15 protein-coding genes are annotated in these 12,881 nt (G+C 68.7%); 9 read left to right on the plus strand and 6 right to left on the minus strand.

Going from position 1 to position 12,881, the window contains the following annotated elements; all coding sequences use genetic code 11:
* Positions 1 to 7 precede the first annotated feature (7 nt).
* Positions 8 to 670: a DUF4190 domain-containing protein gene (locus IEY73_RS08550; RefSeq protein WP_189078554.1), complete on the plus strand. Its 663-nt coding sequence runs from the start codon at positions 8 to 10 to the stop codon at positions 668 to 670.
* Between the two features lie 40 nt (positions 671 to 710).
* Here IEY73_RS08550 and IEY73_RS08555 read toward each other — a convergent pair whose 3' ends face one another.
* The 4 genes from IEY73_RS08555 to trxA form a co-directional block, all read right to left on the minus strand.
* Positions 711 to 1,514, minus strand: coding sequence for an SDR family NAD(P)-dependent oxidoreductase (locus IEY73_RS08555; protein WP_189078555.1), 804 nt, complete (start codon positions 1,512 to 1,514; stop codon positions 711 to 713).
* Positions 1,515 to 1,616: 102 nt separating this feature from the next.
* Positions 1,617 to 2,246 carry a hypothetical protein gene (locus tag IEY73_RS08560; protein ID WP_189078556.1) on the minus strand — a complete coding sequence of 210 codons (630 nt, stop codon included), beginning with the start codon at positions 2,244 to 2,246 and terminating at the stop codon, positions 1,617 to 1,619.
* Positions 2,247 to 2,391: 145 nt separating this feature from the next.
* Complete coding sequence (locus tag IEY73_RS08565; protein ID WP_373292752.1) at positions 2,392 to 4,386, minus strand: intein-containing Rv2578c family radical SAM protein; 1,995 nt, start codon at positions 4,384 to 4,386, stop codon at positions 2,392 to 2,394.
* Positions 4,387 to 4,535: 149 nt separating this feature from the next.
* Positions 4,536 to 4,898 carry a thioredoxin gene (gene trxA, locus IEY73_RS08570; RefSeq protein WP_189078558.1) on the minus strand — a complete coding sequence of 121 codons (363 nt, stop codon included), beginning with the start codon at positions 4,896 to 4,898 and terminating at the stop codon, positions 4,536 to 4,538.
* A gap of 487 nt (positions 4,899 to 5,385) precedes the next feature.
* Between trxA and IEY73_RS08575 the strand changes: the two genes are divergently transcribed.
* From IEY73_RS08575 to IEY73_RS08605, 7 genes are all read left to right on the plus strand, one after another.
* Positions 5,386 to 6,003 (plus strand): TrmH family RNA methyltransferase, encoded by a 618-nt coding sequence (locus IEY73_RS08575; protein ID WP_373292753.1) that lies wholly within the window; start codon positions 5,386 to 5,388, stop codon positions 6,001 to 6,003.
* A 126-nt stretch (positions 6,004 to 6,129) separates the two neighbouring features.
* Positions 6,130 to 6,798: a DUF6758 family protein gene (locus tag IEY73_RS08580; protein ID WP_306661475.1), complete on the plus strand. Its 669-nt coding sequence runs from the start codon at positions 6,130 to 6,132 to the stop codon at positions 6,796 to 6,798.
* A gap of 110 nt (positions 6,799 to 6,908) precedes the next feature.
* A complete protein-coding gene (locus IEY73_RS08585) occupies positions 6,909 to 7,067 on the plus strand; it encodes a hypothetical protein (RefSeq protein ID WP_189078560.1) in 159 nt (52 codons plus the stop codon).
* A gap of 9 nt (positions 7,068 to 7,076) precedes the next feature.
* Positions 7,077 to 7,919, plus strand: coding sequence for a PH domain-containing protein (locus tag IEY73_RS08590; RefSeq protein ID WP_189078561.1), 843 nt, complete (start codon positions 7,077 to 7,079; stop codon positions 7,917 to 7,919).
* Positions 7,920 to 7,996: 77 nt separating this feature from the next.
* The gene (locus IEY73_RS08595; protein WP_189078562.1) at positions 7,997 to 8,848 is read left to right on the plus strand and encodes a PHP domain-containing protein; all 852 of its coding nucleotides are present in this window, start codon (positions 7,997 to 7,999) and stop codon (positions 8,846 to 8,848) included.
* A 52-nt stretch (positions 8,849 to 8,900) separates the two neighbouring features.
* The gene (locus IEY73_RS08600) at positions 8,901 to 9,509 is read left to right on the plus strand and encodes a MarC family protein (RefSeq protein ID WP_189078563.1); all 609 of its coding nucleotides are present in this window, start codon (positions 8,901 to 8,903) and stop codon (positions 9,507 to 9,509) included.
* Positions 9,510 to 9,575: 66 nt separating this feature from the next.
* Positions 9,576 to 10,388: a RecB family exonuclease gene (locus tag IEY73_RS08605; RefSeq protein WP_189078649.1), complete on the plus strand. Its 813-nt coding sequence runs from the start codon at positions 9,576 to 9,578 to the stop codon at positions 10,386 to 10,388.
* Between the two features lie 27 nt (positions 10,389 to 10,415).
* Here the strand turns inward: IEY73_RS08605 and IEY73_RS08610 are convergent, their stop codons facing one another.
* Entirely contained in the window at positions 10,416 to 11,276 is an 861-nt protein-coding gene (locus IEY73_RS08610; RefSeq protein WP_189078564.1) for an oxygenase MpaB family protein, read from the minus strand.
* 31 nt (positions 11,277 to 11,307) lie between these two features.
* Positions 11,308 to 11,736 carry a Fur family transcriptional regulator gene (locus IEY73_RS08615; protein WP_189078565.1) on the minus strand — a complete coding sequence of 143 codons (429 nt, stop codon included), beginning with the start codon at positions 11,734 to 11,736 and terminating at the stop codon, positions 11,308 to 11,310.
* 224 nt (positions 11,737 to 11,960) lie between these two features.
* Between IEY73_RS08615 and IEY73_RS08620 the strand changes: the two genes are divergently transcribed.
* Complete coding sequence (locus IEY73_RS08620) at positions 11,961 to 12,437, plus strand: DUF2231 domain-containing protein (RefSeq protein ID WP_189078566.1); 477 nt, start codon at positions 11,961 to 11,963, stop codon at positions 12,435 to 12,437.
* Positions 12,438 to 12,881 lie beyond the last annotated feature (444 nt).

A 12,881-nucleotide genomic window follows, 5' to 3' on the forward strand; every position in this document is an offset into this window, starting at 1 on the left:
CCCTGAAATGACTTATCCGCCGCCCGGCGGTTCGCCGGATCCGTACCAGCCGCAGCAGCCCTACGGGCAGAACAACGACCCGACAGCGCCGTACTCGTCGGATCCTTATGCGACGCCGGCGAGCGGAGCGCCGAGCAGTGGGCAGCCCGACTATCAGCAGCCGGGATACTCGACGCCGGCCAGCGGTCAGCCCGCTTATGGCCAGCCCGGTTATGGTCAGCCCGGTTATGGCCAGCCGGGTTACGGCGAGCCGGCCAGCGGTCAGCCCGCGTATGGCCAGCCGGGTTACGGTCAGCCCGATTACAGCCAGCCCGCGTACGGCCAGCCGGGTTATGGTCAGCCGGGTTATGGTCAGCCCGCGTATGGCCAGCCGGGTTATGGTCAGCCCGGCTATGGCCAGCCGCCGTACGGGCAGCCGTACGCGTCGGCGCAGACCAACACCATGGCGATCTTGGCGCTGGTGGTTGCCTTCTTCTTCGCGCCGGCCGCGATCGTGCTGGGGCACGTCGCGAAGAAGCAGATCCGTCAGAGTGGCGAGCAGGGCGATGGGCTGGCCACCGCCGGCCTGTGGCTCGGTTACATCTTCACCGGTCTCTACCTGCTGTTTTGCGCGTTGTGGATCGTGCTGGCCGTGTTCGGCTTCAGCACGAGCAACACGTCGACCTACTGAACGGGAGAACCGGCCGGGTGCGCCCGGCCGGCTCTTCGCATCAGCGGAACTCGGCCTCGCGAACGCTGTTGCCACCGTCCACCACCAGCATCTGGCCGGTGATGTACGACGCTGCGGGCGAGCAGAGGAAGGCGATCGCCGCGGCCACTTCATCCGGGGTTCCGGGCCGCCCGATCGGCGTTCCTAAACCTTGCTTGATCTCGGTGACCGTGGAGGCGGCGGTGTAGATGGTGCCCGGCGCCACGCAGTTGACGTTGATGCCGTCGGCGACCAGCTCCATCGCCAGGGCCCTGGTCAGGCCCACCACACCGGCCTTGGCGGCGGCATAAGCGGCCTCGGTGGGGAGGGCGTTGACCGGCCCCGCCGTGGCGGCCAGGTTGACGATGCGTCCCCATCCCCGCTCGGACATGCCGCCGACAAAGGCACGGCTGCAGAGGAACGCGGTGCTGAGATTCCGGTCGATCTCGGCGCGCCATTCGTCGTAGGTCAGTTGCGCCACCGGGCGGAGCACCTCCGGGCTGGCACGGCTCGCCAAACCCGCGTTGTTGACGAGCACCTCGACGTCGCCCAGGGTTTCGGCGACCGCGTCCGCGAGGGCGCCCACCTCGGACTCGTCGGTGAGATCGGCGACGAAGCCGGTGATGCCGAGTTCCGTGGCGCGTTCATGGATGCGTCGGGTGGTGGACACGATGGCCACCTTGGCGCCGAGGTCACGCAGTCGACGGGCGGTCGCGTACCCGATGCCGTCCGGGCTGCCCGCGCCGGTGATGAGCGCGACCTTGCCGTCCAGCCGCAACGTCGCCGGGAAATCCTCGGCGTTGCCGTCCTCCGCCTCGTAGACCATGCCGCGATCCTGCCCGAGCCCGGCAAGCGGGGCAAACACGGGGTCCCGCGTGCCGCCCGACCGCGTTACGGCACAGCGGCGCGTCGAGGTTCAGTCTTGGGGTTACGGCGCCGTCGACGGCCCGGACGGCAGCGGTGTCACCGGCCCTTGTTCGATGAAAATCAACGGTGCCTGGTCTCCGTAGTGGTCGGTCATCGCCGCTCGGGCCCGAGCCGCGTCATGGGTCCCGACTTCCACTCCGGCTCCGTCGTGGCGCGAGCCGACGCTGCTGATGGGCACGCCTTGGGCCGCCCAGAAGCCCAGGTCCGTGACGATCCGGTCGTGCCATGACCGCAACTCGTCGAGGTCATGCGCCGCATCTCGCACCACGATGCACGCATCCTCGGCGTTCTGTCGGACGAATTCGTCGAACGCGGCATCGGGCACGCGATAGACGATCGCGCGAACAAGGTGCTGGTCGACCTCGAGGCCGGCGTAACTGCCCGAGAACTCCGCACGCGCGCCCTCGTCGATGCGCCTCATGGCGGCATCGAGATCCGGCGGAGTCACCGGCATCATGGTGTCGCCGAGCGGCGTGGTCTGCGGCCGGCGTGGCATGGCACAGCCTGCCGTGCGCCACTCACCGGTAAGCCCGGCGTGCTGGTTCCCGCCGACATCCGCATCGCTGCACCCAGCCATCAGCACCACCGCACACAGCAGCAGGCGTCCGGTGAGAGTCCCGTCCCAGCGCATCGCATCTCATCTCTTTACCGCGGATCCACACCGATCCGCCAGGACCGAGGGGTTTTCCACGGGGCTCAACGAGACGAAGGCCGGGTCGGCACCTCGGTGCACGGGACGAAGGATGCGCCGCGGGCCGACGGGTTTCGACCGGGCGTCACAGAAGGCGCAACTGCTCGTGCGGGGAAGAGGGGTGCGAGCGCGGGGGGACATCCGCGACGCGGGCGGTCGGGCCCCCGTCGGCGGGCACTCGCCGCGCCGCCTGCGGAGTGCTCCGGTGCAGCCCGTGCCGACGGGCAGCGAGGCGAACCCGCGCCGCCAGATCATCCTGGTAGGCACGGGGGAGATAGGACCCGCGGCCATACAGTTCTCGATATCGGGGTGCCAGTTCCGGATGGTTTCGGGTGAGCCAGGACGCGTACCACTCGCGGGCGCCCGGGCGCAGGTGCAACGCGAGCGGGGTCACCGACGTCGCCCCTGCCGCCGCGATCGCGGCGACTGTCGCCTCGATGGATCCGTCGTCGTCGGTCAGGCCGGGCAGCACCGGTGCCATCAGAACGCTGACCGGCATCCCGGCCTCGGTGAGGCTCCGCACGGCATCCAGCCGTCGCTGCGGACTCGGTGTGCCGGGCTCGACCGAACGCCACATTCGTTCGTCGATGAATCCCACCGAGAACGACAGCCCCACGGACGTGACCGATGCCGCCTCTTGGAGCAGCGCGAGATCGCGCAGGATGAGGGTGCCCTTGGTCAGGATCGAGAAGGGGTTGGCGAAGTCGCGCAGCGCGCGGAGGATCTCCGGCATCAAACCGTAGCGGCCCTCGGCGCGCTGATAGACGTCCACGTTGGTGCCCATGGCGATCGGTGCCCCGGACCACCTCGGCGCAGCCAGTTCCCGGCGCACCAGCTCACCGGCGTTGACCTTGACCACGACTTTCGTGTCGAAGTCGTGGCCGGCGTCGAGATCGAGGTAGGTGTGCGTGTTGCGGGCGAAGCAGTTGTGGCTGACCACCCCGTCGGCGATGAAGTCGCCGGTGCCGGTCGTGATGTCCCAGAGGGGGAGCGTGAGCCCGAGCGGCTCGATGCCGACGACGGACAACTGCATGTCGCTGCGGACGCCCACCCCGGAGGCGTCGAGCGCCGCATCGGCCACGCCGGTGAGGTGACGAAAGCGCAGGGCGACCCAGAGGTCTCGGGGGGTTTCCACGACCGCCGGAGCGGACGTGCGGACCCGGCTCGGCATGCCTAGGCGGGTGAGCGCATCGATGATCCGGTGCCGGAAGGTGCCGTCCGCGGTGGTGAAGGTGACGGCCAGACGGTCGACCTCGCCGGTGGAGCCGAAGGCTCCGGCCAGGAAACCGCAGTACCACCCGTGTGCCGGAGAATCGGGCCAGCGGAGCGCCTCGTGCATCGGCAAGTCCTGCACGTAGGTGTCCGCCCGGCGCCACGCCTCATCGTGCTCGCGGACCGTGCCGGAGCCGGTCGCGTCGCCGCGGATCAAGCCGCAGATGAAACCGGCCCGATAGTCGGGCGAATCCTTCGGCGGATCGGCGAAGCGGCCCACGCCGTGCATCACGTCGCCCACCGCCAGCGCCGGATGAGCGGAATCCGCCGGACGCACGCGTCGCCAGCCACGCCGGGTGAGAAACCGGTGCTCGGCACCGGCGACGATGCGGGTGCCGTCGGCAAGCGTGACGCGATAGGCCGGGCGCCGGGTGGACCAGTGATCGTGGACCGTGGTCGCCACGTAGCGCCGGTGCGCGCCGGCGCCCACGGTCCCCATCACCGTGTCGCCGATGTGGAGCTGCGCCAATGGCCGGGTGCTCCCGTCGGCCATCAGCACCGGCGTGTCACCGGCCAGACAGTAAGTGCAGGCGTGGGAACACCCGCGATAGGGATTGACGGTCCATGCGAACGGCACACGTGAGCTGCCCGGGACGCGATTGATGATCGACTTCGCGCGGATCTCGTAGTAGGTCATGCCACGGAACGCGGGCGTGTCGAACCTGCGGACGGTGGAATCGGGCAGCGCCAGCGGCAGGGGTGGTGCCGCGGGCGCTGCCCTGTCCGAGGGCGCGGAAACCGCGGGCGCGCAAGCGGTGGGCGCAGAAGCCGCCAGGTCTGACCAACGCATGACAAGATTCGAACACATGTTCTATGCGCTGTCCAGCCCTCGGCGGTGTGCCGCGGGGAGCCGAGCCGGCCGCCGCGGCGGCCGGTCGGGGTCGCGCAGCGATCGCGAGAAGGGCCGCGAACCGAAGCGGTTCGCGGCCCTTCTCTCGCCGGCTTCGCCGGCTCTGGTCAACTGTTCTGGGCGGCTAGCTGCTTGCGGACATCGTCCATGTCCAAACCCTCGACCTGCTCGATCAGCGACTCCAGGGCGGACTCGGGAAGGGCGCCAGGCTGCGAGAACACGATCACCCCATCGCGCACGGCCATGATGGTCGGAATGGAGCGGATGTCGAACTTGGCGGCGATGGTCTGCTCGGCCTCGGTGTCGACCTTGCCGAAGGTGATGCTCGGGTGCTTCTCGGACGAGCGCTCGTATGTCGGTGCGAAGCGCACGCAGGGCCCGCACCAACTGGCCCAGAAGTCCACCAGGACGATCCCGTCCTTGCCGGTCACTTCGTCGAAGTTCTCTGCGGTCAGCGCAACGGTCGCCATGATCTCTCCGTCCACGGAATCGGCTTACCTGTACGGAAACTCCCCGCTCCCTGGCTCAATTCCCCTAGGCCGTGCGGCTGACACGTGGTCTGGAGCACCATGCCGGAGAGGGTCCGATAACTCAGAGTAGCGTTGAAGGGGTCCGGTAGGAGCCGGGCTTCTGTCCGCCTCGATGCGGCTTGTGCAGTCACATAACGGACTGATGGAAGAGAAAACAAACCTAAATGTGAGCTGGGTCACTCTTGAAACCTCTTCACATGAATACTAAGGGTAAGGCAAACTCTTCTCTAACAGAGCGTGGGCGGCGGGTGCCGGGGAGGGCCCCGCCGCTCATTGCGTCCGCTGACCTTTCGCGGACCGCCGCCACTCTTCGCTGAACCACCCGCCACTGACCGTCGGCCTTGCATCCGTCGGCCTTGCATCCGTCGGCCTTGCATCCGTCGGCCTTGCATCCGTTGCCGCATCCGGCCGCGTAGCGTGTGCCGCCATGATGACGGAAGAAGTCGGTGTCGGACCGTGGCCCGGCGAGTGGCCCCTCGGCGAGCAGTACGACCCGGAACTTCTTGCGCATGGGGATCGGCGCAACGTCGTCGATCGTTATCGATACTGGTCGCGTGAAGCGGTGATCGCCGATCTCGACAACCGGCGTCACTCCTTCCATGTGGCCATCGAGAACTGGCAGCACGATTTCAACATCGGTGCGGTGGTCCGCAACGCCAACGCGTTCCTCGCTGCGGAGGTGCACATCATCGGCTTGCGCCGATGGAACCGCCGGGGCGCCATGGTCACCGACCGGTATCAGCACATCCGGCACCATCCCACCGTCGACGACTTCCTCGCCTGGGCGTACCCGGAGGATCTGCCGGTGATCGGCATCGACAACCTGCCGGGCGCCCGCCGGATCGAGACGGTCACCCTCCCGAGGCGTTGCGTGCTGCTGCTCGGCCAGGAGGGGCCGGGACTGTCCGAGGCGGCACGGCGGGCGTGTGCGGAACTCTTGTCCATCGCTCAGTACGGCTCGACTCGCTCCATCAATGCCGGTGTGGCCAGCGGCATCGCCATGCACTCGTGGATTCGCGCGCATGCCGGGCCGCCCCCGGACTGACGGTGCCGGGCGTCCGGGCGGGTGTGTGGCCGGCGACGCGAGCCGGCCGGCGCTCACGTTCGACGGCGGGTCCCCGGTTCCGGCGAACCGCTTGACGGTGCCACGCCTGCGCCGCACGGTAAGAGCATGGGTGTCACGGTGAGTTGCCCGCGGTGCGGAGATCGGGTCCGGAAACCGGACCTCATGCACACCGCCTGGCGCTGCGACACGTGTGGTGAGGTGCCGCCCTTCCACGTCGCCGAGCACATCGGACCGGAGATTCTGGAAAGCGTGCTCCGTCGGCCCGCGCCGTCGCTGGACCATCTGCCGCTCTGGTGCCCGTGGCCGTTGCCGCCCGGGTGGGTGGTCACCGGGGTCGGCTGGGCCGGTGACGACCGGGACGGGGTGCGGGCCACCGCGCTCGCGTGCAGTGGCCCGGATCCGCTGCTCGGCGGCCCCGCCGACGTGGTGCTGATCGCGGAGCAGCCCGGCGTCGGGCTGGGCACCCGGTTCGGCGGTCTGCCCGGGCTGGACTGCGGCAACCTGGTGGCCGAGGCTCAGGCCAGCGGTCATGCCGGTCCGGATGCGAAGATCCGGGCGGGCGGGCACCATATTCCCCTGTGGTCGGTGAAGAGTCCGGGAGATCGCTCGGCGTACGTGTCGGAGGCTCAGGGGATGTGGCTCTATGCGGTAGCCTGGCCTGCGAGCGCGGGTTATCTCCTCGCCGAGCATGTCGTCCTGCGCGACTTGTCCGACGGGGTGCCGCCCGAACTCGTGTACGGAGCGCCGTCACCGTGCCTTCATGGACGTGTCTGACCTGGAAAAACCTAGGTCAGTCTGCGCACTCTGTTCACAGACTGCTACTTAACTGCTACCGTAAGTGTTGCCGGCGATGACCGTGACCCGCAACGGAGGAGAAGGTCGCCATGATCAAGAAGGTCCTCACCTGGCTTGGCATTGCATTCCTCATCTTCTTCATCGCTTTCAACCCGAACAGCGCTGCCCAGGTGTTCTCGTCGCTCGGGAGCACGATCGGCGACATCGCGCAGGGCTTCGGCACGTTCTTCACCAACCTCGTCGCGTAACATCGGCTGATGGGCCCTGGTGAGCCACGTCAGCCGGACGATGAGGACGCACGCCGTCCTCGCGACGACGACGAGAACTTCGGATACAACGACCCGGCGTTCGATGAGGACCCGCGCTACGCGCACAGTGGTGCCTCAGCGGACGCCGGTCGGTATCCCTCCCCGGACGCAGGCTATGCCGGTGACAACCGCGAGACCCGCGAATATCGGGACAGCGGTGAGTACCTGCCGCCGAGCTTCACCGAGGAGGAGCTGGAAGGCCTCACGGGAGAGGGCGCACCGACCGGCACGCGCCGTGTGCTCCCGCTGGAGGACGAACCGACCACCTTGGTCTCGCGCTACCTCTTTCCCACCGAGCGTTACCGGGGAGAGTGGAAGCGTCATTGGATCCACCTCGCCACCCCGCTCGCGATCGGGCTCGCGGCCACCCTCCTGTTCGGGTACCTGGCCGGATTCCTGACGCGGCAGAACCTCGACGGCTTCGTCACCGTTGCCGTGCTGCTCTGGATCGGTGCCATTAGCTGGGTGGCATGGAAGGTCCTGGACTGGTACTTCGATCGATTCATCTTGACCAACAAGCGGGTGATGGTGGTCAACGGCATCGTCACTCGCAAGGTCGCCATGATGCCGCTGCTGCGCGTCACGGACATGAAGTACGAGCAGTCCGCCCTGGGGCGCATGCTGAGTTACGGCACGTTCGTGCTTGAGTCCGCCGGGCAGGACCAGGCGCTGCGCGAGATCAAGCACCTGCCCAACCCCAATGAGCTCTACCTGCGTGTGGTGGAGGAGATGTACGAGCCGCAGGCGGTCGAGGCTCGGTTGGGCAAGGACAGCGAACTGGACGACGCCTGAGCGGATTTCGCGGTACGCCGAGTGGCGTACCGCGATACCCGCAGTGTGCGGAGGTTGTCACCCGGTAGCGTCGTCGGGTGACCTCCATCGACCTGCACTGCCACTCCACTGCCAGCGATGGCACCCTGTCGCCGGAAGAACTGGTCACCGAGGCCGCGACGGCCGGGCTGGACGTCATGGCGATCACCGACCACGACACCACCGGCGGGTGGGCGCGCGCGGCGACCGCGCGACCCACTGGCCTGCGTCTGGTCCGCGGCGCGGAGCTGTCGTGCCGGTGGTACGGCGTCCAGCCGTCGATCGCCCTGCATCTGCTGGCCTATCTCTTCGATCCCGGCGAGCCACACCTGGCCGCGGAACTCGTCCGCGCTCAAGCGGACCGGAAGCAGCGCGCCGAGCAGATCGTCGCGCTGTTGCGTGCCGATCGCGTGCCGATCTCCTGGCCGGAGGTGGCCGGCTATGCCGCCGGGGGCTCGGTGGGCAGGCCACACATCGCGCAGGCGCTGATCCGCGCCGGCTTGGTGCGCAACACCGACGAGGCGTTCACGCCGGGCTGGCTGGGCGGACGCTATTTCGTACCGAAGTCCGACCTTGACGTGTTCGCAGTGGTGCGAGCGGTACGCGTGGCGGGCGGCGTGCCCGTACTGGCGCATCCGCGGGCCTCGCGGCGCGGGCGGGTGGTGCCGGACCGGGTGATCGAGGAGCTGGCCGCGGACGGCCTCTTCGGGCTGGAAGCCGATCACGAGGACCATACGGCGCACGAGCGCGCGCATGTCCGTGCTCTGGCGGAACGGCTGGGGCTGGTGGTGACCGGGTCGTCCGACTTCCACGGTTCGCACAAGTCGGTTCGCCTCGGCGCCTTCGTCACCGACGAATCGGCGTACGAGAAGATCGTCGCCGCCGCGAGCGGCGTACCCGTGCTGGGGTGACGCTCGACGCAGCAGCGCGCATCACCGGAGGCTGCGGTCCTACCTTGATCGGGTGAATCTGAAGCTGTTGGGTGAGGTCTTCGTGACCCTGCTGGTGATCGTTGATCCGCCGGGCATGGTGCCGGTCTTCCTCGCGCTCACCGGTGCACTTCCGGCACGTGACCGGATCCGGGCCGGCACGCAGGCGGTGCTTCTCGCCCTCGGTGTCATTGTGGTGTTCGCGGTGGCCGGCCAGACGATCCTCGATTACCTGCACGTGCAGTTGCCGGCGCTGCAAGGTGCCGGCGGCCTGCTGCTGGTGCTCGTCGCGCTGCAACTGCTCACCGGTAAGACGGACGCCCCCGAGGACCAGGGCGGCACGAGCAACGTGGCGCTGGTGCCGCTGGGCACGCCGCTGCTGGCCGGTCCGGGGGCGATCGTGGCGACCATGCTGTTCGTCCGGCGCGCCGACGGTTCCGTCGACTATCTGGTCATCGCGCTCGGCATCATGGCCGTGATGCTGCTGGTCTGGCTGGTGCTGCGATTCTCCGGCGTGATCGTGCGGCTGCTGCGGCCCGGCGGCATCGAGGTGCTGACACGCATCGCCGGTCTGCTCCTGGCGGCGATCGCGGTCCAGCTCATCGCCGATGCGGTGGCGGCCTTCGTCCGGCTCTACGGCTGATTCGTTCCTGTCGGACCCGGCTGGCAGGATTGCCGCGTGGGTCATCAGCAACTGGGCTTCGCCGGGATGCCCGAGCGGTTGTTCGTCTGCACACCGAGCAAGCTCGGCACCTATGCGGACTGTCCGCGCCGATATCGATACGCCTATGTGGACCGGCCGTCCCCGCCGAAGGGGCCGCCGTGGGCACACAATTCGGTGGGTGCCAGCGTGCACACCGCGTTGCGGAACTGGTACGCGTTGCCGAGCGACCGTCGCGCCGTGGCCGAGCTGCCGATGTTGCTCAAGGCGACGTGGGTGGGTGAGGGGTTCCGGGACACCGAGCAGGAGCGCGCCGCCTACCGGCGTGCGCTCGGCTGGGTCGAGTCATATGTGACCGGGCTGGATCCGTCCGACGAGCCGCTCGGCATCGAGCGGGTGGTGGCGACCAAGACCTCCGTGCTGGCGTTCAACGGTCGCGCCGACCGCATCGACGCCCGTCCCGGTCCCTCCGGGCCGGAGGCGGTGATCGTGGACTACAAGACCGGCCGTTTCGAGCCCACCGCGGACGACGCTCGCGGCTCCCAGGCCCTCGCGCTGTACGCCTATGCCGCTCAGCGCACTTTCCGGCGCCCATGTCACCGGGTCGAGTTGCACCATCTGCCGAGCGGAACCGTCGCCGCGCACGAGCACACCGAGGAGTCGCTGTCTCGCCAGATGTCCCGGGCCGAGGACACGGCCAGAGACATCATGACGGCGGAGAAGGCGGTGGCCGCCGGCGCCGACCCGGACGCCGAGTTCCCGGTGCGCCCGGGGACGTTGTGCAGTTGGTGTGACTTCCGGCGCAACTGTCCGGCCGGCACCGACCGTCCGGCCAAGGAACCGTGGGCCGCCATGGGCTAGGAGGCCATGGCCCGGTCAGCAGTCGGCCTAGGTCAGTGCGGCGCGGTCCAGGGCCGCCTTGCGCATCGGCGGCACCCGGTATCGCTCCGGCATGGCCGCCAGCACCGAGGCGAGCAGCAGGCGCATGCCGCGGACGGACAGATCAGCCGTGACGTCGGTGGTCCGCCAGCCCGGACCGCCGTACATCTGGCGGGCCCACGGCGGCAGCAGACCGAGCGCGGTCCCCGCGATGCCGAGATAGGCCCACCGCGCCGGTCCCAGCGTCAGGCTCAGTCGCAGAGCTCGAGAGCCCCAGTTGTCCGGCACCGGAGGCACGGTCAGAAACAGCGCGGTCTCCGCGCTGTCGCGGGTCAGGCCCAAGTGAGGCCGCATGTCGGCGTAATAATCCGCCACCTCCGACGCGGTGGCGGGCACCGTGGCCGGATCCAGCCCGACGATCGCCGCGGCACGTAGCTGCTCGGTGTAGTAGCGGTCGACCTCTTCCGCGGTCAGCGACACACCGGCGCGGCGGGCGGTGGTCAGGAACGACTCCACCTCGGCGACGTGTACCCAACGCAGCAGGTCAGGCTCGTCCACACGGAACCGCTCACCGGTGCTCGGGTCGACGGCGGACATCCGGGCGTGCAGGCGCCGCAGCCGTGCCCCGGCAGCCTCGACCTCGGCGGTGCTGCCGTAGACCACCGTCCCGACATAGAGGGAGGTGCGGTTGAGGCGGCCCCACGGATCGGAGCGGTACTGCGAGTTCTGCGCCACCGCGGCCACCGCGCGCGGGTGCAGTGCCTGCAGGTAGAGCGACCGGATCCCGCCGATGAGGAGGATGGGCTCCGCATGCAGTTTCCAGGTCACCGAATCAGGGCCGAAAAGTCCGACGTCCCGCGCAGCGTCCATGCCTCAAGGGTGCCACGAATTTTGAACTTGTTCAGTTCGGCTGCTCGCCGGGCGCTTGGCATCGTGGGCACAGGCCCCAGAAGGTGACTTCGGCCTCGTCCACCACGAACCCCGTGACGGAGCCCGGGTCGAGACACGGGCGGGCGCCCACCGCGCAGTCGACGTCCTCGATCGTGCCGCAGATGCGGCAGACGATGTGGTGGTGATTGTCGCCGACCCGGGCCTCGAACAACGCCGGCCGGCCGGCCGGTTCGATGCGGCGGGCGAGGCCGGCCTGGGACAGCGCGCCCAGGACGTCGTACACACCCTGAACAGAGACCGAATCGAGTCGATCGCGGACCCGCCGGACGATGTCGTCGACCTCCAGATGGCCGCCCCGGGTCAGCACCTCCAACACGGCCAGGCGCGGGCGCGTGACCCGCAGGCCCCGTGCGCGCAACAGGTCGGCACCGTCAGACATTCGTCCATGACAGCACGTCAGACGCGAGACTCCAACCCGGGAGATCGGCGCGCATGCTCGCTCCGCACGGCGATCACGTGCAACGGTGGCGGCGACCGGGCCGTTCCTGGACAGTGTGCTGAACCGGACAGTGTCCGCGTGCGTAGGCCATAGCAGGGCTGCTCCGTGTCTAGCGGACGGGCCGGCCCCGGGTCGGTGGTCGACCCATGATCGAGGAGGCGAACGTGTTCGACCAGATTGGCGGGCTGCCGGTCCATGCTCTCGTGGTGCACGCCGCGGTGGTGTTCGTGCCGCTGCTGGCCGTCGGCTCGGTGATTTATGCGATGGTGATCCCGTGGCGACCCAGGGTGGGGTGGGCGGTCACCATCCTGGCGGTGCTCACCCCGGTGACGACGCTGGTGGCCAAGGAATCCGGTGAGCAGTTGCTGGACCGGCTCCGGGAACGCGGCTTGAGCGGCCGTGGACTGGAGATTCTCACTGATCATGAAGGCTACGGCTCGATGACGTTCTGGTTCTCCCTCGCGCTCGGCCTGGTCACGCTCCTCATGGTGGCGGTGGCGCGAGCACGGCGCACCAAGACCATGCCACGCGTCGTCGAGATCGTCCTCGCCGTTGCGGCGGTGGCGCTCGCCGTGGTTTCCGGCTATTACGTCTATCGCACCGGCGACTCCGGCGCGACCGCGGTTTGGGGCACCTACTGAACCTTGTCAACCTGGCATCGAGCCCGTCGGTTGCGCGCCGTCGACCAGCGGCGGCATCTGCCGACCTCACCGCGTTGAAACAGGTTCACTGAGAAACCCCGGGTTGCGGCCTAGAGCACGGCCCGCGCACACAGCAGGCACATCAGCAGCAGGACGATCGCCCCCGCGACCAGTCCGACTCCGTAGGTGACGGTCCGGGCCGACCCCTCGGCGTCGTCCAACGCATCCATGTCCTGACCGGGCATGTGCCTCGGAGGCGGGGGATGGGCCACCATCGGTGGGCGCCAACCGGGAGGCGGCGGACTGGACCGCGGCGGCCCGGAGTAGGCCGGGGACGGCTCGGGCGGCGGTGCTGCCGGTCGGGGGAGCGACGTGGGCGGCTCAGACTCCGGTCGCCGCCAGTAAGCGTCATCGTCCGGGACACCAGTGGGGGTGCTCACGTTC

This window comes from Mangrovihabitans endophyticus, from assembly GCF_014646155.1.
In the GTDB taxonomy this organism is placed as follows: Bacteria; Actinomycetota; Actinomycetes; order Mycobacteriales; family Micromonosporaceae; genus Actinoplanes; species Actinoplanes endophyticus.